Here is a 25,522-nt window from a genome sequence, read left to right as displayed (position 1 = left end):
GACATGTATAGCTAGGATGACAAAAACAAGGCGTGAATTGCCACGAAAAGCGTAGGGATGATTGGGGATGCGCGGTTATTATGTTAAGGTAACGTTGTATTTTTGTATAAGAAAGGCCTACCCTACATGCAACAGCACTATTCTTTTGATGCCATAGTCATTGGCTCAGGTCCCGGTGGTGAAGGCGCCGCCATGGGTCTGGTAAAACAGGGCGCGCGGGTTGCCGTCATAGAACGGCATTTTAGCGTTGGTGGCGGATGCACCCACTGGGGTACCATCCCCTCGAAAGCACTTCGCCACGCCGTTAGCCGCATTATCGAATTTAACCAAAATCCTCTCTATAGCGACAACTCCCGAATTCTTAAATCGACATTCCCTGATATTTTGCGTCATGCCGATAGCGTTATTAATCAGCAAACCCGCATGCGCCAAGGATTCTACGAGCGTAACCATTGTCAATTATTTTCCGGTGACGCCGAATTTATTGATGCCAATACCCTCAGCGTTAGCTACCCAGACGGCACGCGCGATACCTTAACCGCCGACAACATCATTATCGCCTGTGGTTCACGCCCGTATCATCCGTCTGGCGTCGATTTCAAGCATCCACGCATTTACGACAGCGACTCCATTCTGCAACTTAACCACGAACCGCAGCACATCATCATTTATGGTGCTGGCGTTATCGGCTGCGAATATGCGTCGATCTTCCGTGGATTAAGCGTGAAAGTGGACTTAGTGAATACCCGCGATCGCCTGCTTGCATTTCTCGATCAAGAAATGTCAGATGCGCTCTCTTACCACTTCTGGAATAACGGCGTTGTTATCCGCCACAACGAAGAGTTCGAGCAGATTGAAGGCGTTGAAGATGGCGTCATCATGCATCTCAAATCCGGTAAAAAAGTGAAAGCCGATTGCCTGCTGTACGCCAATGGCCGTACAGGGAATACCGATGCGCTGAAACTGGAAAATGTGGGACTTGAAGCCGATGGTCGTGGCCTTCTGAAGGTCAACAGCATGTACCAAACGGCTATTTCACATATCTACGCCGTAGGTGACGTCATTGGCTATCCGAGTTTGGCATCCGCAGCTTACGATCAAGGGCGTATCGCCGCTCAGGCCATTATGCAAGGCGAAGCCAACGTGCATCTGGTCGAAGATATTCCTACCGGCATTTACACCATTCCTGAAATCAGCTCCGTGGGTAAAACCGAGCAGGAACTAACGGCAATGAAGGTGCCGTATGAGGTGGGCCGTGCACAGTTTAAACATCTGGCTCGCGCACAAATCGCCGGAATGAGCGTGGGAAGTTTGAAGATCTTATTCCATCGCGAAACCAAGCAGATCCTAGGGATCCACTGCTTTGGCGAACGCGCGGCGGAGATCATTCACATCGGCCAAGCGATCATGGAACAGAAAGGAGAAGGTAATACCATCGAGTATTTCGTTAATACCACCTTCAACTATCCAACCATGGCCGAGGCCTACCGTGTGGCTGCGTTAAACGGGCTAAACCGCCTGTTTTAAAGCGTCGCACTGCTGTGCCATGACACCTTGCATATGCTCGCGGATCGCTTCCGCGAGCTGTTCATAGCGTGCGCGCAGCGGAGAGCCGGGACGATAAACTAACGCGATAGTCCGCTTCGGCTCAGGCTTATAACATTGCACATAGCAAATGCCGTCACGTTCACGCTCAGGTGGAACCGCTAATGCCGGCAGCAGCGTTATACCGCTCCCAGCGGCAACCATGTTGCGCAGCGTTTCTAGGCTAGTTGCACGGAAATGCGTATCTTCATCTGCCCCAGCTTGGAAACAGAATCCCATCGCCTGATCGCGCAGACAATGCCCGTCTTCCAGCATTAACAAATGCTCGCCGGCCAGTTCAGACATCGCAATTTTATCTTTGTCTGCCAGAGGATGGCCGCTATACACCGCCAGCTTCATCGGCTCATCAAACAATGGCACTTCAATAAATGCCTCTGTTTCTTTGACCAACGCCAAAATCGCGCAGTCCAACTTGCCGCTATCAAGCTGCGCTAACAATTGGTGGGTCTGCGCTTCGTGCAAATACATTTCCAGCTTAGGAAAAGTTTGGTGCAGCGTTGGGATAATCTGTGGCAGCAAATAAGGCGCAACCGTTGGGATCAATCCGATATGCAGCGGGCCGGACATCGCCTCACCCTGCTGGCTGGCCATCTCTTTAAGTACCTTAACCTCACGCAGAACCGTACGTGCCTGATCGACAAGTAATAACCCGGCTTGGGTGAACAGCACTTTGCGGCTAGTTCGCTCCAGAAGCATCACACCCAACTCATCTTCCAACTTACGGATTTGGCCACTCAGCGTAGGTTGGCTGACATGGCATGAGTCGGCGGCGCGACGAAAATGACGATGTTCAGACAACGCCACTAGGTATTCTAAATCTCGAATATTCATATTTATCCTCCGAGCCATGATAGCTCATGGCGATAAATAAGATAGCAATGAACGATTAGAACTATCAAGCCTAAGTGTGAATAATGTCCATCAACGAACGGCGACACGCCAGCATCAGTAATTTTTAATTTAATAATTAAAGGGTTAATCCATGTTTACTAGCCAAGAAGGTAAGAAAATTCCACAGGTAACTTTCCACACCCGTCAGGGCGACCAGTGGATTGACGTAACTACCGATGATCTGTTCAAAGACAAAACCGTTATCGTGTTTTCTCTGCCGGGCGCATTCACCCCAACCTGTTCATCAAGCCATCTGCCTCGTTACAACGAGCTGGCTCCAGTGTTCCATGAAAAAGGCGTCGACAGCATTCTGTGCGTTTCCGTTAATGACACCTTCGTGATGAATGCATGGAAAGCCGATCAAAAAGCAGAGCACATCACTTTCGTTCCAGACGGCAACGGTGAATTTACCAAAGGCATGAACATGCTGGTCGAAAAAGCCGATCTCGGCTTTGGCCCACGCTCATGGCGCTATTCCATGCTGGTTCGCAACGGCGTGGTTGAAAAAATGTTTGTTGAACCTAACAAGCCAGGCGACCCGTTTGAAGTATCTGATGCAGATACCATGCTGAAATATTTAGCACCCGATTTCAAAGTGCAGGCTTCCGTTTCCCTGTTTACCAAACCGGGCTGCCCATACTGCGCTAAAGCCAAACAAATGCTGCAAGACCGCGGTATCCAGTACGAAGAAATCGTGCTGGGTAAAGACGCTACCACCGTGAGTCTGCGCGCTGTGACTGGCCGTGCGACTGTTCCACAGGTTTACATCGGTGGACAACATATCGGTGGCAGCGATGACTTAGAAGTTTATCTGCAACAGGCATAATCACCTGCAAGTAGTCGTTATTATAAAAAAGTAAGCCAACATTTTGGCGGGCTCGTCCCGCCTTTTTTTCCGATTTCAGGAGATAGCTTCATGAAAGAACTCAGTGTTGACGTGGCCGTTATCGGCGGCGGTACAGCAGGCTTAGGTGCCTATCGCGCAGCAAAACTCTCTACACCCAGCGTTGTCATGATCGAAGGTGGCCCATTTGGCACAACCTGTGCTCGCGTTGGCTGTATGCCTTCCAAATTACTCATTGCCGCCGCAGAAGCCGTGCATCAAATCGAGCGCGCTCCCGGTTTTGGCATTCACCCTCAGGGTGAAATAAAAATTGATGGTCGCGAGGTCATGGCTCGCGTTAAACACGAACGCGACCGCTTCGTGGGTTTTGTGATGGAAGGCGTCATCAGTATTCCTGACAACGACAAAATTCTCGGCTACGCCCGTTTTATCGATGACAATACCCTACAAGTTGACGATCACACCCGCATCGTGGCAAAACGCATCGTTATCGCCACCGGTTCTCGCCCAACATGGCCGGCTCCGTGGAACGACCTCGGCGATCGCTTGATTATCAATGATGATGTATTCAACTGGGACGATCTGCCTGAATCCGTTGCAGTATTTGGCCCCGGCGTTATCGGTTTAGAGATCGGCCAAGCGCTTCATCGTCTCGGCGTGAAAGTGAAAGTCTTTGGCGTCGGCGGTGCCGTAGGCCCTCTAACAGACAGCGATGTACGCGATTATGCTCGCCGCGCTCTAGGCGAAGAGTTTTATCTCGATCCCGATGTGAAAGTCGAGATCATGCAGCGCGAAGGCGAGCGCGTGTTTATTCGCTATCAGGGTTTAGACGGTAAGCCACAAGAAATCATGGTGGACTACGTGCTGGCAGCCACCGGCCGCCGTCCAAATGTTGATAATCTCGCCATCGAAAACACCTCACTTGAGCTTGATGCACGCGGTGTTCCGGTCGCCGATCGACTGACCATGCAAACCAGCGTGCCGCATATCTTTATCGCTGGCGACGCAAGCAATCAGCTCCCGCTGTTACACGAAGCCAGCGATCAGGCTCGAATTGCCGGTGATAATGCGGGTAGCTTCCCAGAAGTTAAGCCGGGATTACGCCGGAGTTCGATTTCAGTGGTGTTCTCTGACCCGCAAATCGCCATGGTCGGTTCAACCTATCGTGAACTTAGCCAAAAATATGGTGCCTGCGGTTGCTTCGAGGTTGGCGAAGTCTCTTTCGAAAACCAAGGGCGTTCTCGCGTCATGCTGCGTAACAAAGGCTTACTGCATGTTTATGGCGAACAAGGAACGGGCAAATTCCTAGGTGCTGAAATGATGGGGCCGGCAGTTGAGCACATTGCGCATCTACTGGCATGGGCGCATCAGCAAGGCATGACCGTCGATCAAATGCTGGATATGCCGTTCTATCACCCAGTAATAGAAGAAGGCTTACGTACTGCATTGCGTGATTTGCAAAGCAAGCTGCGCATCGGCGGTAGCGAGACCGAGCGCTGTATGCGCTGTCCGGGTGAATAACTTCGCAAATTTCGCTGCAAAACCGGGCATTGCCCGGTTTTTTTGTATAGTGCATTCCTAACTTAATCACTTCCGCTTGCCCCATTCCCTAACTCAGACACACTCACTTTCATCAAAATAATGAGATTGATTTAGTATCAATAACGATACTATTATGGAGGCAGTGTGAAGGAGCTTGGCGATCTTGCTGAAGAGTTACGTACACATTTAACCAACCTGTCTTTTAATGAGCTGGTCAAAGTCTGCATTCTGCTGTTTGGCCCACCTCGGCAAAATGGTGGAAGCCACAAAGTCTTTCGCATGCCGTGGCAAGGCGACCCCAGAATAAATATTCAGGCCGGTAAAAATGGCAAAGCCAAGAGTTATCAAATTAGACAAGTAATTGCGGCAATAGAAAAATTGGAGCAGGCCTATCGTGACAACTCATAATCGCTTTACTGAGCACTACACATATCGCATTACGTGGTCTGAAGAAGATAACGAATTTGTCGGATTGTGCAGTGAATTCCCGTCACTGTCATGGTTAGCCGCCAGTCAACTGGAGGCCCTTGAGGGAATTATGGATCTGGTTTCCAGCGCGGTATCAGACATGTTAAGCAACGGTGAAATTCCGCCCGTGGCGCTGGCAGAGAAAAAATATAGCGGCAAGCTGGTATTACGTCTGGCTCCTGAACAACATCGACGCTTGGCCATTCTCGCTAATGAAGAAGGCGTAAGCCTCAATCGATATCTATGCGCTAAGCTTCTAGGATAAAAAAACCGGGCATTGCCCGGTTTTTCATTGGTACAACGGCTGAACTAAAGCAGGCGCTGTTTTGCCTCGGCAATCGCCTGAGCGACCTGATGCGGAGAAACACCACCTTTGGCACTGCGTTTATCCAGACAAGATTGCAGTGACAAAATAGGGTAAACGTCATCGCCGATCACGCTGCTGAATTTTTGCAGTTCGCTGAGGCTCAACGCCTCCAACGCTTTACCTTGCTTAATCGCTCCCACTACCGCTTCACCCACAATATGGTGGGCTTCACGGAACGGAACGCCTTTCGCCACAAGGTAATCAGCTAATTCTGTTGCGTTAGCATATCCTTGTTCCGCAGCTTCTTGGCAACGAGGACGCTTCACCTGAATACCATCCAGCACCAGCGCCGCCATATGCAGACAGTCCATCCACGTATCCAGTGCGTCGAATAGGCCTTCTTTATCTTCCTGCATATCTTTGTTGTAGGCCAAAGGCAGGCCTTTCAACGTCATCATCATGCCGGTCAACGCGCCCTGCACGCGACCACATTTGCCGCGAATCAGCTCTAATGCATCGGGATTTTTCTTCTGTGGCATCAACGATGAACCCGAAGTCACGCGATCGGACAGCTCAACAAAGTTCGCTTCACCGCTGTTGAAGAAGATCAGATCTTCCGCAAAGCGCGACAAATGCACCATACCGATGGACGCATTAGAAAGCAGTTCCAGCACATGGTCGCGGTCAGAAACGCTGTCCAAACTGTTACGCGTTGCGCTAGCAAAACCTAGCCATTCCGCCAACTGTTCACGATCGATTGGATAAGCTGTGCCCGCTAAAGCCCCACACCCAAGCGGGCTCACATCTAAACGTTTCAACGTATCGTGCAAACGGCTTTCGTCACGCGCCAGCATTTCGGCATACGCCAAGCACCAGTGAGCAAAAGTCACCGGCTGTGCACGTTGAAGATGGGTATAACCCGGCATCACCGCGTCCTGATTGGCTTCAGCCGTTACCACCAACGCTTGCTGCAACTGCTGAACGGCCAGTAACAACTCGCCGATCTCATTCTTGCACCACAGTTTCAGATCCGTCGCAACCTGATCGTTACGGCTACGCCCCGTGTGCAGTTTTTTACCTAAGTCGCCGACTTTATTAATCAGCTGCGTCTCAACCCAGCTGTGAATATCTTCTGCATCGCTGGCCAAAATCGCATTAGGATTCGCCTGAACCTCTTCCAGCAATACACCCAACGCGTCTTCCAGCGTCTGCTGTTCTTCCACCGTTAACACATTCACGGTAACCAGCGCCTTCGACCATGCCACCGAGCCGGTAATATCCTGCTCAGCCAATCGGTAATCAAACCGCAGTGAGTCATTAAATTGCTTAAACCGCTGGTCTGCCGCCTGACTGAACCGCCCGCCCCATAGTGCCATGTGATGCTCCGTTGAATTTTAGTGTTCTACTCATTATTACCCCACCCCAACCCTCCCCTTCACAGGGGAGGGAGCTGTCCGCAATCGTTGCTCGATCGGCTCCTCCCCCTGTGAAGGGGGAGGTTGGGAGGGGGAAGGCCTGCTATTATTTCTTCTCGTTCAGCGCACGAATACGTGATGACAACGAGAACAAGCGAATAAAGCCGCCCGCATGGCTGTGATCGTAAACGTCATCTTCGCCGAAGGTGGCAAATTCTTCGTTATACAGGCTGTTGCCAGATTTTTTCTGGATCGCCGTTGCCTGTCCTTTATACAACTTAATCACAACTTCACCATTCACATCTTTGGCGATGGAGTCTGCGGCAGCCTGAATGGACTCACGCAGCGGCGCAAACCAACGGCCATCGTAAACTACATAGGACATTTCCTGACCAAGCTGCTCACGCCATTTAAAGCAATCACGATCCAGAACCAACTGCTCTACGCCGCGCAGAGCCGCCATCATAATGGTGCCCCCTGGGGTTTCGTAGCAGCCACGGGATTTGATCCCTACCAAACGGTTTTCCACGATATCAATACGACCAATACCATGTTTTGCCCCCAACACATTCAGTGCTTCTAAGCAGGCAAACGGGCTCATTTTTTTGCCGTTAACCGCAACCACTTCGCCGTTTTCAACACCCACGGTCACTAGCTCTGACTCATTTGGCGCATCTTCAGGGGAATTCGTCCATACCCAGCAATCTTGGTTAGAGGCATTCCATGGGCTTTCAAGCACGCCGCCCTCGGTGGAAATATGCCAAGCGTTAGCATCGCGGCTATAGATTTTTTCCAACGATGCGGTGGTTGGAATGTCGCGAACTTTCAGATAGTCCAACAGCGCTTCACGCGAACGCAAATCCCACTCACGCCAAGGGGCAACCACTTTCAGCTGTGGAGCCAACGCGGTATAGGTGGTTTCGAAACGAACCTGATCGTTGCCTTTACCGGTCGCGCCGTGGCACAGCGCATCTGCGCCGAGTTTCAGGGCGAGTTCAACCTGCGCTTTGGCAATCAGCGGGCGCGCCATTGAGGTCCCTAACAAATAGGTTCCTTCGTACAGCGCACCGGTTTTCAGCACTGGGTAAACATAATCTTTGATGAATTCTTCACGCAGATCGGCGATATAACAAGCTGAAGCACCAGAGCGCAGCGCTTTTTCTTCCACGCCAACTAAGTCTTCACGCTCTTGGCCGATATCTGCCACGAATGCGATAACTTCACAGTCGCCGTAATTTTCTTTCAGCCAAGGAATGATTGCCGACGTATCCAAGCCGCCAGAGTAAGCCAGAACGATTTTGCTGATGCCTTGCGTTGCCATAGTCTTTTCCTTTATCTCAATAACTTAAAATTTTTTAATTAAATTAGGTCGTTATTACCCTAAATTGACGGGTAATTAATTCGCGAGAATTCTGGTGCCTACCGGCACGCCATTAAACAATGCCGGAAGTTTTTCGGCATGGCGCCAGCTTGCAATATCAACCGGCCTTCCCAGAGACCGAGCGGCATCAAGCGCAGCGTTTACTTTTACAATCATTCCATCGGTAATAATGCCTTGCACGATCAGCTGCTCTGCTTTGGCAGCCGTCATTTCTTCTATACGTTGCCCTTTGCCATCCAGAATACCGCTAACGTCTGACAGCAAAATCAAATCCGCGCCTAAGGTTGCCGCCAATGCGGTGGCGGCCTGATCGGCATTCACATTCATCAATTCGCCTTCTGCGGTGATCCCAACCGAGCTAATAATCGGTAAGTAGCCCGTTGCTAACAGCGTCGTGACCAGCGCCGGTGAACCCGCTTTCGCTTTGCCCACATGGCCGAGTTCTTCTGACAGTTGGCTCACTTCAACCATATCGCCATCGCCCAATGACAAACCCACCGCAGCAATTTTGTGTTTCTTGGCGCAGGCCAACAGCGTTTTGTTTGCTGTGCCAGCGAGCGCACCGGTAATAATGCCAATCTGGTCGGCTGGCGTTACACGCAGTCCGTTTTTCTTCACCACCGGCAAATTGAGCTGTTTCATGAGATCATCCACCAAACAGCCACCGCCATGAACAATCACCAGTGGTCGCTGATGGCTTTGGCGGTAAGCAACTAAAGCCTGAAACAAACGTTGCATCGCCTCTTCACTATCTAGCAGTACGCCACCTAACTTGATGATTAATGGATTGTTCATAGCAGTCTCTTTTTAAAGTTAACGTTTTGTCGTTACAGCAATGATTGGGTTTCATTAAATCCAAAGCGAATGTTCATACATTGCACCGCTTGAGCAGCAGCGCCTTTCAGTAAATTATCTTCGGCAGACACAATAATCAGATGCTCACCCTGAAGCGCAAAACCGATATCGCAGAACGGCGTTCCCGCCACGTTTTTAATCGCCGGAACACCTTTGTCATAGACGCGAACCAATGGCTTTTCTGCATAGGCCTGCTGGTAAGCAGCGCCGATCTGCTCAGCCGTTACACCCGCGGTTAACTTGCAGGTAATAGTGGCCAAAATTCCGCGCGGGAAATTGCCTAAGTGCGGGGTGAAAATCACCGGAGTTCCCAAATGGGTCGCTATTTCAGGCTGATGGCGATGAGTAAAAATGCCATAAGGCTGCAAACTCACTTCGCAAAAACTGGTCGTCATACTGGCTTTACGCCCTGCACCACTCACACCGCTAACGGCGTTGATAACCGGCCATTGGTTTAAATCGAGCAGACCCGCATCAATCAGCGGCTTTAATGCCAGCTGTGACGCCGTGGGATAGCAGCCGGGAACGGCCACCAGTTGCGCCTGTTTAATATCTTCGGCACGCCACTCCGCCAATCCATAAACTGCTTTATCGAGCCAGTCGGCATGCTGATGCGTAAATCCATAATAATTTTGGTAAAAATCAGCCTGATTCACCCGGTATGCGCCGGAAAGATCAAACACCACGCAGCCCATCTGTAAAAACTGAGGCGCTAGGTCATGGCTTACTTCATGCGCCGTAGCAAGAAAAACTACATCAACATCTTTTGCCATTACCGCCACATCGCTCATCGGCAACAACGGTAAATCAACAATGCCTTTCAGTTGAGGATGCAAATCAGAAAGCAACTTTCCCGCATCTGCACTTTGCGCTGAAACCGTTAAACCGGTTATGTTCATATGAGGATGGCGCTGCAGATAAGCGGCGAGTTCCGCGCCGGTATAACCGCTGGCTCCTACAATTAACCCGTTTAACGTAGACATGTATCGATTCCACCTTCTTAGTTTTTATGAAAGATTGTTGATCGGAAAAATTACATTTGGCGCTGCTCATCATAACTTTTACGGTTTCATTCGGCGAGCGCTTATTGTATTTTTATTCATAAATAATGCATGAATATTGATACTATCCTAACGAAAGGCTGTCAACAGTGAATATGAAATTACCGCCATTTATTGAGCTGTACCGTGCCCTGATCGCCACTCCATCCATTAGTGCAACGGACAGCGCGCTCGATCAAAGCAATGAAACATTAATCAACTTGCTTGCAGGATGGTTTAGCGATCTTGGCTTTCGGGTTGAAGTGCAGGCCGTGCCACATACGCGTAACAAATTTAATCTCCTCGCCAGCTATGGTGAGGGAAATGGCGGGCTAATGCTGGCAGGCCATACGGATACCGTGCCGTTTGATGATGGGCGCTGGACGCGCGATCCTTTCACGCTCACCGAACACGACAATAAGCTTTACGGACTCGGCACCGCAGATATGAAAGGCTTCTTCGCTTTTATTCTGGATACGCTGCGCGATGTAGATTTGAGCCAGCTCAGCAAGCCGCTTTATATTTTGGCTACCGCCGATGAAGAAACCACTATGGCTGGCGCGCGTTATTTCGCCGCAACAACCCATCTGCGCCCTGACTGCGCCATCATTGGTGAACCAACCTCACTCAAACCCGTGCGCGCGCACAAAGGACACTTATCAGAAGCAATCCGCATCACGGGACAATCCGGTCACTCTAGCGATCCTTCTCGCGGCGTAAACGCAATTGAACTGATGCATGATTCCATCGGCCATCTGCTGACGCTGCGCAACACGCTAAAAGATCGCTTCCACCACGATGCTTTTACCATCCCATACCCAACCATGAACCTTGGGCATATTCACGGCGGCGATGCCCCTAACCGAATCTGTGCCTGCTGCGAATTGCATATGGATATCCGTCCGTTACCGGGCATGACGCTTAACGATATCGACGAGTTACTCAATCAAGCACTGGCACCGGTCAGTGAAAAATGGCCGGGACGTTTGACCATTGAACATATGCATGTGCCGATCCCTGGATATGAATGCCCTGTCCATGCCCCGTTGGTGCAGGTCATCGAGGGATTATTAGGCGAGCGGGCGGAAGTGGTGAACTATTGCACCGAGGCGCCATTTATTCAGGAAGTTTGTCCTACACTGGTCTTAGGGCCCGGCTCAATCGATCAGGCCCACCAGCCAGATGAATACTTAGCAACGTCGTTCATCCAGCCCACTCGTGATTTGATCGGCCAAGTGGTTAAGCATTTTTGTCGATAATTGATGAATTGCGGATCTGCGCTTTCATGAATTATTCGCAGTGAAAACGGCGGTGATATCACCCTATTGCCGCCGTTTGCAACGTAACTGTTATTAGAAACACTAATTCCCGTCACCGTGTAATTAAATTTCAGTTAAATCACCAAATTCATGTCGTTTAGCAATAAATTGTGACAATTGACGTAGACAATGGAACGTGGCTTTATAAAAGAGGCGGTCTACGCCTTTCGGGTGAAAGAAATTTACATATTGGAGGGGTCAGGGGTCTTATGAACGAACAATATTCGGCAATGCGAAGTAACGTCAGTATGCTAGGGAAGCTGCTCGGCGACACCATCAAAGAAGCGCTGGGCGAGAATATTCTGGACCGCGTCGAGACTATCCGTAAATTATCAAAATCCTCACGTGCGGGTAACGATGCAAGCCGTCAGGAACTTTTAACGACGCTACAGAACTTGTCGAATGATGAGCTATTGCCGGTTGCCCGCGCCTTTAGCCAATTCCTGAGTCTGACAAATACCGCCGAACAATATCACAGCATTTCCCCTCATGGCGAAGCGGCAAGTAACCCTGAAGTGATGGCTCAACTTTTCACCCGTTTGAAAAATAACAACCTCAGCGATGAGCAGATCAAAAAAGCCGTAGACGATCTCTCCATTGAGCTAGTTCTCACCGCTCATCCTACTGAAATCACCCGCCGTACCCTGATTCATAAACTGGTTGAGGTTAACAACTGCCTTAGCCAGCTCGATCACAGCGATTTGGCCGACTACGAACGCAATCAAATCATGCGTCGTCTGCGCCAGTTAGTCGCTCAGTCATGGCATACCGATGAAATTCGTAAGAACCGCCCATCCCCAATTGATGAAGCTAAATGGGGCTATGCAGTGGTGGAAAATAGCCTATGGGAAGGAGTTCCTGCATTCTTACGCGAGTTTAACGAACAGCTAGAAAACTCTTTGGGTTACCAGCTACCGGTTGAAGCTGTACCCGTGCGTTTCACCGCATGGATGGGCGGCGACCGTGACGGCAACCCGAACGTTACCGCAGACATCACACGTCACGCTTTACTGTTAAGTCGTTGGAAAGCCACCGATCTGTTCCTGCGTGATATCGCCGTGCTGGTTTCTGAACTGTCGATGACAGAATGCACGCCAGAACTGCGTGCTTTGGCCGGTGGTGACGACGTTCAAGAACCATACCGCGAGCTGATGAAAAAACTGCGCACGCAGCTAACCGAAACTCAGGTTTATCTAGCTGCGAAAATCAAAGGCGAACGCGCGACGCGCCCAGATAATCTGCTGGTGAAAAACGAGCAGCTTTGGGAACCGTTGTACGCTTGCTACCAATCACTCAAAGCCTGCGGCATGGGTATTATCGCCAATGGCCAGTTGCTGGACACGTTGCGCCGCGTTCACTGCTTCGGCGTGCCGCTAGTGCGCATGGATGTTCGTCAAGAAAGCACTCGTCACTCTGAAGCCTTAGCTGAGCTCACCCGTTATTTAGGCCTCGGCGACTATGAAAGCTGGTCAGAGGCTGACAAACAGGCCTTCTTGGTGCGCGAGCTCAACTCCAAACGCCCACTGGTTCCACGCCAATGGGAGCCAAGCGCTGAAACTAAAGAAGTCTTTGATACCTGCCGAGTGATAGCAGAAGCACCTCAGGGTTCCATCGCCGCCTATGTCATTTCGATGGCGCGCACCCCTTCCGACGTTCTCGCTGTTCATCTGCTATTGAAAGAAGCGGGCTGCCCTTACGCATTGCCTGTTGCTCCGCTGTTTGAAACTCTGGATGACCTAAATAATGCCGAAGATGTGATGACTCAGCTATTGAGCATCGATTGGTATCGCGGCTTTATTCAGGGTAAGCAGATGGTGATGATCGGCTACTCTGACTCAGCAAAAGATGCAGGCGTGATGGCGGCATCATGGGCGCAATACCGCGCTCAAGAAGCGTTAGTTAACGTATGCGAAAAAGCAGGCGTGGCATTAACCCTGTTCCACGGACGTGGCGGTTCAATCGGTCGCGGTGGTGCACCGGCTCATGCAGCTCTGCTTTCACAACCACCGGGCAGCTTGAAAGGCGGTCTGCGTGTCACCGAGCAAGGCGAAATGATCCGCTTCAAACTCGGTTTACCACAGGTCACTATCAGCAGCCTATCGCTGTACACCAACGCTATTCTAGAAGCTAACCTGTTGCCACCACCGGCACCAAAACAGGAATGGCGCGATTTGATGGATGAGTTGTCAGACGTTTCCTGCGATATGTATCGTGGCTACGTCCGTGAAAATAAGGACTTCGTACCTTACTTCCGTTCTGCAACGCCTGAACTTGAACTCGGCAAACTGCCTTTAGGCTCTCGTCCTGCCAAACGCAAACCAAACGGCGGCGTTGAGAGCCTGCGCGCCATTCCATGGATCTTCGCGTGGACGCAAAACCGTTTAATGTTGCCAGCGTGGCTGGGCGCGGGTGCCGCGCTACAGGCCGCCGTTGACGAAGGAAAACAGTCAACGCTGGAAACCATGTGCCGCGATTGGCCTTTCTTCTCAACCCGCATTGGGATGCTAGAAATGGTGTTTGCGAAGTCAGATTTATGGCTGGCTGAATACTACGATCAGCGCTTGGTTGACGAAAAACTGTGGCCGCTAGGCAAACAGCTACGCGATCAACTATCGAAAGATATCAAAGTGGTACTCACCATCGCCAATGACGATCACTTGATGGAAGACCTACCGTGGATCGCAGAGTCCATTGCGCTACGGAATGTGTATACCGATCCGTTAAACGTCTTGCAGGCTGAATTGTTACACCGTTCACGCTCGCTGCCGGAACCGGATGCTAACGTTGAACAAGCGCTGATGGTCACCATCGCAGGCGTTGCAGCCGGTATGCGCAATACAGGCTAATCTCCCCCTGACAATAGACGCGCTATCTCTTTAGGTAGCGCGTTTTTCTTCTAGCGCCCCCTCAGATCATTCAAGTCCTCGCCAAACAACTGTACGTAATACTTTCCTTCAATGAAAAATCACAATACATAACGAACTTTTATTAAAAATTAGCATCTATTGTTACGAAAAAATAATATTGCTAGTATCGTCCGGTTTTATTGCAGCGCTTACTCGTTGTTCGTTAATTCTGAGACACATGTTTATTGCGGTTTACTTAATCCGTTAATAAAAACTAAGGTTCCTTTAAGGTTAGATGATTAACATCCCCGCGGTGATATTCTCTGATAGGCTGAAATAATATGATTTCATCTTCAAACGCAGATAAGGCATTCAGCTGGAAAGCGTTATTCTGGCTTCTGTTGTTCTTTTGGTTTTTCTCTACAGTTCTTCAGGCTGTAATCCTCGTAACTGGATACAGTGGCTCCAACGGCATTCGAGATTCTCTGCTGTACAGCTCCCTTTGGCTAATTCCTGTATTTTTATTCCCAAATAAAACCCGCATTATTGCTGCGGTTATTGGCATTATTTTATGGGCAGCCTCTCTGTGCTCCTTGGGCTATTACATCATCTACGGACAAGAGTTTTCCCAAAGCGTCCTGTTTGTGATGTTTGAATCGAATACCAGCGAAGCCGGAGAGTACTTCAGTCAATATTTCAGCCTTCATCTTGCGCTCCTATTGCTGGCTTATACCGTTGTCTGCGCGTTCTTATGGACTCGCGTACGCCCGGTGTATATCCCATCATTCTGGCGTTATGTTATTCCAGCCGCGATCTTCTATGGCCTGATCGTTAATCCGCTGGCCTATAACATGGTGATCAAGAAACGTTCGTTTGTAGATTCTTTACCAAGTCTGACGTCACGTATGGAGCCCGCGGCTCCATGGCAAATGATCACCGGCTATTTCGAATATCGTAACCAGCTTGCGAGTCTGCAGGCGCTGATGAAAGAAAACAGCGCATTGCCTCCGCTCGCAAACCTCACCGATACCAGCGGCAGTGCGCCACGTACGTTGGTTCTGGTGATTGGTGAATCAACTCAGCGCGGCCATATGAGCCTGTACGGCTATCCGCGTGAAACCACGCCACAGCTGGATGAAATTCATAAAACTGACAAGAATCTAACCGTGTTTAACGACGTGGTAACTTCTCGTCCTTATACCATCGAGATTTTGCAGCAGGCTCTGACGTTCGCTAACGAGAAGAATCCAGATCTGTATCTAACCCAACCTTCATTGATGAACATGATGAAGCAGGCTGGCTACAAAACCTTCTGGATCACTAACCAGCAAACCATGACCAAGCGCAATACCATGCTAACCCTGTTCTCTCAGCAGACAGATAAGCAGTTTTACCTGAACCAGCAGCGTACGCAGAGTGCCCGCCAATACGACGGCGACGTGCTGAAGCCATTTAAAGAAGTGATGGCCGATCCTGCGCCGAAGAAATTTATCGTGGTACATCTGCTGGGTACGCACATTAACTACAAATTCCGCTATCCAGAAGGATTTGATAAGTTTAATAACGCTGAAGGCGTACCACCAGGTTTAAGCCAAGATCAGATTGACTCTTATAACGAGTATGACAACGCTAACCTGTACAACGACTTCGTGGTTTCTAGCCTGATCAAAGATTACTCGGCAACGAAACCTAACGGTTTCCTGCTGTATTTCTCTGACCACGGTGAGGAAGTGTATGACACTCCACCACACAATATTCAGGGACGCAACGAAGCGGCGCCAACACGCCATATGTACAGCATCCCGTTCATTCTGTGGACATCACCAAGCTGGCAGCAAGCGCATCCGCGTGACTTTGCTTCCATGACCGATCGTAAATACAGCAGCTCTGAGCTGATTCATACATGGTCTGACATGGCCGGTTTGAAATACGACCTGTTTAATCCTGAGAGAAGCTTGGTCAATCCGAGCTTCGTGGAAACAACACGTTGGATCGGCAACCCGTATGTGAAAAAAGGTCTGCACGATTACGATAAATTGCCGTATGGCGATCAGGTAGGTAATCAGTAGTAGGTCATCAGTAAAAGTGAAAAAGCCTCTTCTCGAAGAGGCTTTTTTTATTATTGCGCCTCTTTCACTGAATTTCAGGCAACAAAAAAGGCACCCTTAGGTGCCTTTTTCTTGAGCAAAAAGAATTACTTCTTAGTGCCTGGTACGCTGAAACGCTTGTTGAAGCGGTCAACACGACCACCGGTAGCAACATCACGCTGCTTGCCAGTATAGAACGGGTGGCAGTTACCACATACGTCCAAGTTCAGGTCGTGACCTGCGGTAGAATGAGTTTTAATCACGTTGCCGCAAGAGCAAGTTGCAGTGATTGCAACGTAGTTCGGGTGGATACCTTGTTTCATGGGATAACCTCAGTTAAGGCCGCGTCGCTATCCAGCCCTATTCCGCCAGACACCACGCGTGGTTGATAAATTTGGTTTGATAAAAAAGACTATCAAAGGCGGCGAATTATACAGAGATAAAACATCCACCGCAATCGAATTGCAAGTGGCTTTATTCATCTTCTATTACGACACGTAAAAGCAGCGATATCAATTAAACTGATCCACTCCCCCCACCCTGCATGTAAACTACGCATACATTTAGAAGCAGGATAAAACATGTCGGTCGCTCACGTAGCTTTACCCGTTCCATTGCCACGCACCTTCGATTACCTTCTGCCCGCAGGGGTGAAACCTGCCGTGGGTGTGCGGGTCAGTGTGCCTTTTGGACAGCGTAAAATGATCGGCATTATCACCGGGGTTAGCGAGCACAGCGAACTGCCGCTCGAAAATTTAAAGTCAATTCACCATATCATTGACGATGAATCGCTATTTTCCTCACGCATGTGGCACATGCTGCGCTGGGCGGCAGACTATTATCATTACCCGATCGGCGAGGTTTTATTTCATGCGCTACCGGTGATGCTACGTCAGGGGAAACCCGCCCAGCATGGACAGCTCTGGCAGTGGGTGATCACGGAACAGGGTAAAGCAACCTTGCCTGAATCGCTCAAACGCGCCCCCAAACAGCAACAGGCACTCGCCATGTTGTTGCAGCGCCCTCTGTACCGCCATCAGGTGGTTGAATGCGACCTAACCGATGCCGCGTTGCAAAGCATCAAAGCCAAAGGGCTAGCCGAATTACGCGCTGAGTCGCCAGAGCTTCAAGACTGGCGCAAAAACTACGCGGTAAACGGTGAACGCCTAAAGCTCAACACCGAGCAAGCCACCGCCGTGGGCGCGATTCGTAGTGAAGACAACCAGTTCAGCGCATGGCTGCTGGCGGGCGTCACGGGTTCTGGTAAAACCGAGGTTTACTTAAGCGTCATCGAAAATATTCTGGCACAGGGCCGCCAAGCGCTGGTTTTAGTGCCTGAAATAGGACTCACCCCGCAAACCATTGCCCGTTTCAGAGAACGTTTCAACGCACCGGTCGACGTTCTTCACTCTGGTTTAAACGACAGCGAACGCCTCGCCGCTTGGCTGCGCGCGCGCAACGGCGAAAGCGCCATCGTTATCGGGACGCGCTCAGCGCTATTTACGCCCTTTGCTCGCTTAGGCGTGATCATCATTGATGAAGAACACGATGGTTCTTATAAGCAGCAGGAAGGCTGGCGCTACCACGCACGTGATTTAGCCGTATTCCGTGCACATCAGGAAGATATTCCCATCGTACTTGGTTCGGCTACACCCGCTTTAGAGACGTTGCATAACGTTGAATTAGGGAAATACCGCCGCTTACGCCTCACGCAGCGAGCGGGAAACGCAAAGCCTGCTACCCAGCACTTGCTTGATTTAAAAGGCCTGCCGCTAAAAGCAGGTCTTGCACAACCCTTGCTACAACGAATGAAACAACACGTTGATGCAGGCAATCAGGTGATTTTATTTTTAAACCGCCGAGGTTTTGCTCCAGCGCTGCTGTGCCACGAATGTGGCTGGATTGCCGAATGTCAGCGATGCGATCATTACTACACGCTGCATCAGCAGCAACACCATTTACGCTGCCACCATTGCGACAGCCAAAAGCCAATCCCACGCCAGTGCCCGCAGTGTGGCACCACCAATTTGGTGCCTGTTGGGCTAGGAACAGAGCAATTAGAAACCGAGCTCACGGCGCTTTTCCCTGATACGCCGATTACCCGCATTGACCGCGATACCACCAGCCGCAAAGGCGCATTAGAGCAACAATTAGCTGAAGTACACCGCGGCGGTGCTCGTATTTTGATCGGTACCCAAATGCTGGCGAAAGGCCATCACTTTCCTAACGTCACGCTGGTTGCTTTGCTTGACGTAGACGGTGCGCTGTTTTCCGCTGATTTTCACTCCGCAGAACGCTTTGCTCAGCTCTATACGCAGGTATCAGGGCGCGCAGGCCGTGCAGGGAAACAGGGCGAAGTGATATTACAAACCCATCACCCAGAGCATCCTTTACTGCTTACCTTGCTTAATCAAGGCTATGACGCGTTTGCCGAACAGGCCTTAAAAGAGCGCAAAAGCGTATTTCTTCCCCCATACACAAGCCACATCATGGTACGCGCCGACGATCACGATAACCAAAATGCACCTCAGTTTTTGCAGCAATTAAGAAATTTATTAGAAGCTAGCCCGCTGCGTGATGAATCATTTTGGATACTGGGGCCAGTTCCCGCTCTGCAACCCAAACGCGGAGGGAGATTCCGCTGGCAGTTGCTGCTTCAGCATCCGTCTCGTGCTCGTTTACAGAAAATTGTTAAAAGCACACTGCCACTAATTGGCACATTGCCAACGGTGAAAAAAGTAAAATGGACAGTGGACGTTGACCCTACCGATAACTGATCTGTCTTGATGAGAAAGACCATCAGACAGAGAGATAAAAATGATGATTTGCGATCCCGATCTAAAAAATCTATCTAGGTCACATTTCTCATGCAAATTAGGTAACAACAGCAGGGTGCATTCTGTTTAAAATGTGATCCATATGGTAATTCATGAACTGGTATGAGCATTCCAGGCAATAAATTTGGGATGACGCAAGGAAGCTGGTTTTCATTCAGTAAAACAGGACGAGCAACACTCGCCGCGTCGGCGTTTCGCCAGACGCAAGGAGAACAGCGTTGGAAGAGAAGCAAAGCATGTCTGCTGCCACCATGAAAGATGTGGCTGAACACGCCGGTGTCTCAACGGCCACCGTTTCACGAACATTGATGAACCCCGAGAAAGTCTCTGCATCCACCCGACAAAAAGTTGAACAGGCTGTATTAGCCGTTGGTTACTCTCCGCATGCGCTGGCCCGTAGTTCAAAACGAAATGAATCGCGCACGATTCTGGTGATTGTGCCTGATATCTGCGATCCTTTTTTTGCCGAAGTGATTCAGGGCGTGGAACGCACCGCCGCCGAGCATGGATATTTAGTCTTGCTAGGCGACTGCGCTCAGCAACAGCAGCAGGAAAAAACCTTCGTCAACCTCATCATCACCAAACAAATCGACGGCATGCTGCTGCTCGGCTCGAACGTTCCTTTTGATGCCAGCAAAGAAGAACAGAAAAATTTGCCACCGATGGTGATGGCCAACGAGTTCGCTCCAGAACTTGAACTTCCTACTGTCCATATCGACAACCTCACCGCTGCCTTTGAGGCGGTGCTATATCTACATGAGCTTGGTCATCATCGTATTGCCTGTATTGCTGGCCCTGAAAGTATGCCACTGAGTAAATATCGCCTGCGTGGCTATATTCAGGCATTACGCCGTTGTGGTATTGCGGAAGAGAAAAGTTTTGTTGAGCGCGGCGACTTTACCTATGAGGCTGGCGCACAGGCCATGCATGCTCTGATGTCGCTGCCACAGCCACCAACGGCTATTTTCTGCCATAGTGATGTGATGGCAATTGGCGCGCTTTCTCAAGCCAAGCGCATGGGATTACGCGTACCCGATGACGTTTCTCTAGTCGGTTTTGACGATATAAAGCAGGCACAGTACTGCGATCCTCCGCTGACCACCGTTTCTCAACCACGCTACCAAATTGGCCGAGAAGCGATGTTATTACTGTTAGAACAGCTTCACAGTCGCTCCGTGGTTAGCGGTTCAAGACTGTTAGACAGCGAATTTATCGTCAGAGGAAGTACATCTGCGCCGAAACGCTAGTTAAATTGGGATGAGTTCAGTAACATGGCGCTCTTAATTCAAAATCACGATGTAGCGAAAAGACAGTGGCACAAAGAGACTATGTGAGCCGGGGCCGCTCATCAGGAGCGAAGCGCAAAACCAATACCCGGAAAAAGAAAAAATCATCTCGGGGTATATCTAAAACCATGGTGGTTATCGCCTTGGGGGTTTTAGTGACTTTCGCTGCCGGCCTTTATTTCCTGACTCACCATAAGCCAGACAGTGATGAACTGTTACCGACGCAGGCAAAACATGCGGGTAATGGACTTCCTCCTAAACCGGAAGAGCGCTGGCGTTACATCAAAGAACTTGAGAATCGTCAGGTTGGCGTTGCTACGCCTACAGATCCCACCAGTAGCGCAGCCACTGCACCTACGCAGCAGCCACAGCTAACCGCAGAACAGCGCCAGCTTCTTGACCAAATGCAGTCTGATATGCGTCAACAGCCAACTCAGTTGTCTGAAGTGCCGTATAACGATCAAACGCAGATCGCGCGTCGTGCGCCACAAAATAGCCGGATGCCGGATCAAACCTATACCCAGCAACAACAGCCGGTCACTAATTCACAGCCGCGCAATCCGTTCTCTCAGCAAAATACGGCACCTTCTCAGCCTCGCCAAACCACCGCTGAACCGGCACGCCCTGTGCGTACAGCACCGCCAGTGCAAACGACTCAGCCACCGGTTCAACAGCCGCATAAAGAAAAACCGGCTCCGGTAACCAGCGTGGCAGAACAACCTGCGCCAGCAAAAGAGACCAAAACAGAAAAAGCGCCAGAGAAAGCACCTGAAAAAGAAAACACGCAGAAATGGATGGTGCAATGTGGCTCATTCCGCAGCACCGATCAGGCCGAATCAGTCAGAGCCCAGCTTGCCTTCGGCGGCGTTGAAAGCCGTATTACCGCTGGCGGTGGCTGGAATCGCGTTCTGTTAGGCCCATACACCAGCCGCGCTTCAGCAGACAAAATGCTGCAACGATTGAAGGGTGATGGAATGTCTGGCTGTATTGCCCTCTCCGTCGGGGGTTGAAAAGCAAAATATCCCCCCCATCTATCTGACAATGCCCCCACACAAAAGTGTGGGGTTCTTATTTCGTCAGCTACGGGGGTCTGCTCGTGACAACAATAGTAAGCGTACGCCGCAACGGTAAAGTGGTGATCGGTGGTGATGGTCAGGCGACCATGGGCAATACCGTGATGAAAGGTAATGTTCGTAAAGTGCGTCGTCTCTATAACGACCGTGTTATTGCCGGATTTGCTGGTGGCACCGCAGATGCCTTCACCCTGTTCGAACTCTTTGAACGTAAACTGGAACTGCATCAGGGACATTTGGTTAAAGCCGCCGTTGAGCTTGCCAAAGACTGGCGCACCGACCGCATGCTGCGCAAACTCGAAGCGCTGCTGGCCGTCGCGGATGAAAACGCCTCCCTCATCATCACCGGCAACGGTGACGTTATTCAGCCTGAAAATGATTTAATCGCGATAGGTTCCGGCGGCCCGTATGCTCAGGCAGCCTCTCGCGCATTGCTAGAAAACACAGAACTGAGTGCCCGCGAAATCGTTGATAAAGCGCTGGGTATAGCTGGTGATATCTGTATCTACACCAATCAGTTCCACACCATTGAAGAATTAGACTCCAAAGCGTAAGGACTCCAAACATGTCTGAGATGACCCCACGCGAAATTGTCAGCGAACTCGACAGCTACATCATTGGCCAACACTCGGCAAAACGCGCCGTGGCAATTGCCCTGCGTAACCGCTGGCGTCGTATGCAGCTCAACGATGAGCTGCGTCATGAAGTGACACCAAAAAATATTCTGATGATCGGCCCAACCGGCGTCGGTAAAACCGAAATCGCCCGCCGTCTGGCTAAATTAGCCAACGCCCCGTTCATCAAGGTTGAAGCCACCAAGTTCACAGAAGTGGGCTATGTGGGTAAAGAAGTTGACTCTATCATCCGCGATTTAACTGACTCTGCCATGAAAATGGTGCGCATGCAGTCCATCGAAAAGAACCGCTATCGCGCCGAAGAAATGGCCGAAGAGCGTATTCTGGACGTCTTGATCCCACCAGCAAAAAACAACTGGGGTCAGGCCGAGCAAAGCGCCGAGCCATCCGCTGCGCGCCAGAGCTTCCGCAAGAAACTGCGTGAAGGTCAGCTTGATGATAAAGAAATCGAATTAGAATTAGCCGCTTCACCGGTTGGCGTTGAAATCATGGCTCCTCCTGGCATGGAAGAAATGACCAACCAGCTGCAATCCATGTTCCAAAACCTGGGTGGGCAAAAGCAGAAAGCGCGCAAAATCAAAATCAAAGAAGCGTTCAAGCTACTGATTGAAGAAGAAGCCGCAAAACTGGTTAATCCAGAAGAGCTGAAAGAGCAGGCGATTCACGCCGTTGAGCAAAACGGTATCGTATTTATCGATGAGATCGACAAAATCTGTAAACGCGGTGAATCCTCAGGCCCAGACGTTTCCCGCGAAGGGGTTCAACGTGACCTGTTGCCTCTGATTGAAGGCTGCACCGTTTCCACCAAGCACGGCATGGTGAAAACCGATCACATTCTGTTTATTGCTTCTGGTGCATTCCAGGTATCCAGCCCATCGGATCTGATCCCAGAACTTCAGGGCCGTCTGCCAATTCGCGTTGAACTACAGGCGCTGACGACAGAAGACTTCGAACGTATCCTGACTGAGCCAAGCGCGTCCCTGACAGAGCAGTATCAGGCGTTAATGGCAACTGAAGGTCTGAGCATTAACTTTACCGCTGACGGCGTACGCCATATTGCTGAAGCGGCATGGCGAGTTAACGAAAGCGCAGAAAATATCGGTGCGCGTCGCTTACATACCATTCTGGAACGTCTGGTCGAAGAAATTTCCTTCGAAGCCAGCGAAATGAGCGGTCAAACAGTGACGATTGATGCGGAATATGTACGTAATCATCTTGATGAGCTCGTTGCAGATGAAGATCTGAGCCGGTTTATTCTATAATTCGTTTTAAGAACCGTCCCTATCGGTTGTCGTAAAAGGGAGGCTTTGGCCTCCCTTTTTTACGTCTATACCCTAAACTATTGGCATTGCACGACACGGCTAACGCCAAGGCAGCATCACGGATAACGGGTATACAATATCCATTTGATAAAATATGGTAGATTACCGACCTTAACTGGAACCCTCACCCGAATATTTCACGATGGGATCCCCTGAGCGACTGAAGCGAATAATGAGTTCATCAACAACGATTAGCAGGCCACGCGCCTGGTTGGAAAGTTTGCGCCTGCGTACCTTGCCGCTGGCTTTGGCATCCATTGTCACAGGTTCTGCCATTGCAGCTTGGCAACATACCTTTAAGGTCGAAATTGCACTGCTTGCGCTGCTGACGGCGGCGATGCTGCAAATACTCTCCAACCTCGCCAATGACTATGGCGATGCCGTGAAAGGCAGCGATACCGAAGAGCGAATTGGGCCACTACGCGGTATGCAAAAAGGCGTAATTACCCAAGCGCAGATGAAACGTGCGCTAGGCATTACCGTAGTCATCACCATTTTATCCGGTATCGCATTAATTGCCGTCGCCTGCCAGAAGCCACAAGATATCATCGGATTTTTGGCTTTAGGTTTAATGGCCATCGTCGCCGCTATTACTTACACCGTAGGTACTCGTCCTTATGGCTATATGGGCTTAGGCGATATTTCTGTGCTGGTGTTCTTTGGCTGGCTCAGCGTAGCAGGCACGTACTATTTGCAGGCGGGGACTTTTGACAGCGTCGTCATGCTGCCTGCCACCGCCTGTGGCTTCTTAGCCACTGCGGTTTTGAATATCAATAACCTGCGCGATATCGAAAACGATGCGATGAATGGCAAAAACACGCTTGCCGTGCGTCTCGGGCCCATCAAGGCACGCGTCTACCACGTCGCTTTACTGGTTGGCGCCGTAGTATGCCTAGCACTGTTCGCCTTGGTAAATCTCAAAAGCGCCTTTGGCTGGCTGTTCGTTCTCGCTATCCCCATGCTGTATAAGCATGGCCGCTACGTTTTCACGCACCGCACGCCAGAAGCAATGCGACCAATGCTAGAAAACATGGTGAAAAGTGCCTTACTAGCCAACGTCTTATTCGCCATCGGCACCGTGCTCAGCTAATTCCCTTCTTTTCGCTGGCGCGCAAAACGTGCGCCAGCGCCGCGTTTAGCCATATTTAACAATTGGTGTTTTTGCAAACAACATGCATAAGGGGATATACTAGACCTCCCTGCGGCAAACAGACGTTAATCCTATGAAATACGATACTTCCGAACTATGCGACATTTATCATGAAGATGTGAATGTAGTAGAACCGTTGTTCTCCAACTTTGGTGGGCGTACTTCGTTTGGCGGGCAGATCACTACGGTGAAATGCTTTGAGGATAACGGCCTGCTCTATGAACTGCTGGAAGAAAACGGGCGTGGACGCGTGATGGTCATCGACGGCGGCGGCTCTGTGCGTCGTGCTTTAATCAACGCGGAACTGGCTCGTCTTGCTACTCAAAATGAGTGGGAAGGCATTGTAGTTTACGGTGCCGTTCGTCAGGTCGATGACCTTGAGGAGCTGGATATCGGTATTCAAGCAATGGCGGCGATTCCTGCTGGCGCAGATGGAGAAGGCATCGGCGAAAGCGATATTCGCGTCAACTTCGGCGGCGTGACCTTCTTCTCCGGCGATCATCTGTATGCTGATAACACCGGTATTATTCTTTCCGAAGAACCGTTGGATCTTGAATAATCCATCGCTTTCTTTGTGAGAAAAGGCGCTCATTGAGCGCCTTTTTTATATCTAAACCAT

At 50.3% G+C, this 25,522-nt stretch carries 21 protein-coding genes; 15 read left to right on the top strand and 6 right to left on the bottom strand.

Features of this window, described 5'->3' with window-relative positions:
- Positions 1-126: 126 nt before the first annotated feature.
- Positions 127-1,527 (top strand): Si-specific NAD(P)(+) transhydrogenase, encoded by a 1,401-nt coding sequence (gene sthA, locus AB3Y96_RS00595; RefSeq protein ID WP_025801452.1) that lies wholly within the window; start codon positions 127-129, stop codon positions 1,525-1,527.
- Here the strand turns inward: sthA and oxyR are convergent.
- Positions 1,510-2,436, bottom strand: coding sequence for a DNA-binding transcriptional regulator OxyR (gene oxyR / locus AB3Y96_RS00590; protein ID WP_072308228.1), 927 nt, complete (start codon positions 2,434-2,436; stop codon positions 1,510-1,512). The two genes, sthA and oxyR, sit on opposite strands and share 18 nt — an antisense overlap.
- 151 nt (positions 2,437-2,587) lie before the next feature.
- Here oxyR and AB3Y96_RS00585 point away from each other — a divergent pair, with 151 nt between their 5' ends.
- From AB3Y96_RS00585 to AB3Y96_RS00570, 4 genes are all read left to right on the top strand, one after another.
- Complete coding sequence (locus AB3Y96_RS00585; RefSeq protein WP_025801454.1) at positions 2,588-3,322, top strand: glutathione peroxidase; 735 nt, start codon at positions 2,588-2,590, stop codon at positions 3,320-3,322.
- Between the two features lie 90 nt (positions 3,323-3,412).
- A complete protein-coding gene (locus AB3Y96_RS00580; protein WP_367298266.1) occupies positions 3,413-4,861 on the top strand; it encodes a dihydrolipoyl dehydrogenase in 1,449 nt (482 codons plus the stop codon).
- Between the two features lie 165 nt (positions 4,862-5,026).
- Complete coding sequence (locus AB3Y96_RS00575; RefSeq protein ID WP_072308226.1) at positions 5,027-5,290, top strand: toxin HicA; 264 nt, start codon at positions 5,027-5,029, stop codon at positions 5,288-5,290.
- A complete protein-coding gene (locus AB3Y96_RS00570) occupies positions 5,277-5,615 on the top strand; it encodes a type II toxin-antitoxin system HicB family antitoxin (RefSeq protein ID WP_072308225.1) in 339 nt (112 codons plus the stop codon). The genes AB3Y96_RS00575 and AB3Y96_RS00570 overlap by 14 nt, the downstream gene beginning before the upstream one ends.
- 44 nt (positions 5,616-5,659) lie before the next feature.
- Here the strand turns inward: AB3Y96_RS00570 and argH are convergent, their stop codons facing one another.
- The 4 genes from argH to argC all read right to left on the bottom strand — a co-directional run bounded on the left by argH (position 5,660) and on the right by argC (position 10,291).
- The gene (gene argH, locus AB3Y96_RS00565; protein ID WP_072308224.1) at positions 5,660-7,033 is read right to left on the bottom strand and encodes an argininosuccinate lyase; all 1,374 of its coding nucleotides are present in this window, start codon (positions 7,031-7,033) and stop codon (positions 5,660-5,662) included.
- A 145-nt stretch (positions 7,034-7,178) separates the two neighbouring features.
- Complete coding sequence (locus AB3Y96_RS00560; RefSeq protein ID WP_072308223.1) at positions 7,179-8,393, bottom strand: argininosuccinate synthase; 1,215 nt, start codon at positions 8,391-8,393, stop codon at positions 7,179-7,181.
- A gap of 75 nt (positions 8,394-8,468) precedes the next feature.
- Complete coding sequence (argB, locus tag AB3Y96_RS00555) at positions 8,469-9,248, bottom strand: acetylglutamate kinase (protein WP_025801458.1); 780 nt, start codon at positions 9,246-9,248, stop codon at positions 8,469-8,471.
- Positions 9,249-9,280: 32 nt separating this feature from the next.
- Positions 9,281-10,291: an N-acetyl-gamma-glutamyl-phosphate reductase gene (argC, locus tag AB3Y96_RS00550; RefSeq protein ID WP_367298265.1), complete on the bottom strand. Its 1,011-nt coding sequence runs from the start codon at positions 10,289-10,291 to the stop codon at positions 9,281-9,283.
- A gap of 167 nt (positions 10,292-10,458) precedes the next feature.
- Here argC and argE point away from each other — a divergent pair, with 167 nt between their 5' ends.
- From argE to AB3Y96_RS00535, 3 genes are all read left to right on the top strand, one after another.
- Positions 10,459-11,607: an acetylornithine deacetylase gene (argE, locus tag AB3Y96_RS00545; RefSeq protein ID WP_367298264.1), complete on the top strand. Its 1,149-nt coding sequence runs from the start codon at positions 10,459-10,461 to the stop codon at positions 11,605-11,607.
- 269 nt (positions 11,608-11,876) lie between these two features.
- Complete coding sequence (gene ppc / locus AB3Y96_RS00540) at positions 11,877-14,513, top strand: phosphoenolpyruvate carboxylase (RefSeq protein WP_025801461.1); 2,637 nt, start codon at positions 11,877-11,879, stop codon at positions 14,511-14,513.
- Positions 14,514-14,854: 341 nt separating this feature from the next.
- Positions 14,855-16,582, top strand: a complete 1,728-nt coding sequence (locus AB3Y96_RS00535; RefSeq protein WP_072308221.1) for a phosphoethanolamine transferase CptA — start codon at positions 14,855-14,857, stop codon at positions 16,580-16,582.
- Positions 16,583-16,707: 125 nt separating this feature from the next.
- Here the strand turns inward: AB3Y96_RS00535 and rpmE are convergent, their stop codons facing one another.
- Positions 16,708-16,923: a 50S ribosomal protein L31 gene (rpmE, locus tag AB3Y96_RS00530; RefSeq protein ID WP_025801463.1), complete on the bottom strand. Its 216-nt coding sequence runs from the start codon at positions 16,921-16,923 to the stop codon at positions 16,708-16,710.
- Between the two features lie 258 nt (positions 16,924-17,181).
- Between rpmE and priA the strand changes: the two genes are divergently transcribed.
- The 7 genes from priA (at position 17,182) to rraA (ending at position 25,462) form a co-directional block, all read left to right on the top strand.
- Positions 17,182-19,377 carry a primosomal protein N' gene (gene priA, locus AB3Y96_RS00525; protein WP_072308220.1) on the top strand — a complete coding sequence of 732 codons (2,196 nt, stop codon included), beginning with the start codon at positions 17,182-17,184 and terminating at the stop codon, positions 19,375-19,377.
- A 278-nt stretch (positions 19,378-19,655) separates the two neighbouring features.
- Positions 19,656-20,684 carry a DNA-binding transcriptional regulator CytR gene (gene cytR, locus AB3Y96_RS00520; RefSeq protein ID WP_072308219.1) on the top strand — a complete coding sequence of 343 codons (1,029 nt, stop codon included), beginning with the start codon at positions 19,656-19,658 and terminating at the stop codon, positions 20,682-20,684.
- Positions 20,685-20,749: 65 nt separating this feature from the next.
- On the top strand, positions 20,750-21,733 hold the full coding sequence (gene ftsN, locus AB3Y96_RS00515) for a cell division protein FtsN (protein ID WP_367298263.1): 984 nt from the start codon (positions 20,750-20,752) through the stop codon (positions 21,731-21,733).
- A gap of 86 nt (positions 21,734-21,819) precedes the next feature.
- Positions 21,820-22,350, top strand: coding sequence for an ATP-dependent protease subunit HslV (gene hslV, locus AB3Y96_RS00510; RefSeq protein WP_025801467.1), 531 nt, complete (start codon positions 21,820-21,822; stop codon positions 22,348-22,350).
- An 11-nt stretch (positions 22,351-22,361) separates the two neighbouring features.
- A complete protein-coding gene (gene hslU, locus AB3Y96_RS00505) occupies positions 22,362-23,693 on the top strand; it encodes an HslU--HslV peptidase ATPase subunit (RefSeq protein WP_072308217.1) in 1,332 nt (443 codons plus the stop codon).
- Between the two features lie 232 nt (positions 23,694-23,925).
- The gene (locus tag AB3Y96_RS00500) at positions 23,926-24,843 is read left to right on the top strand and encodes a 1,4-dihydroxy-2-naphthoate polyprenyltransferase (protein ID WP_072308216.1); all 918 of its coding nucleotides are present in this window, start codon (positions 23,926-23,928) and stop codon (positions 24,841-24,843) included.
- A gap of 133 nt (positions 24,844-24,976) precedes the next feature.
- Entirely contained in the window at positions 24,977-25,462 is a 486-nt protein-coding gene (gene rraA, locus AB3Y96_RS00495; protein WP_004094220.1) for a ribonuclease E activity regulator RraA, read from the top strand.
- The last annotated feature ends 60 nt before the right edge of the window (positions 25,463-25,522 follow it).

Origin of the sequence: Hafnia alvei (assembly GCF_964063325.1) — a bacterium.
Taxonomy (GTDB): Bacteria; Pseudomonadota; Gammaproteobacteria; order Enterobacterales; family Enterobacteriaceae; genus Hafnia; species Hafnia alvei_B.
The sequence above is the reverse complement of the archived record's forward strand: the minus strand, read 5'-3'. Positions and strand labels throughout refer to the sequence as shown.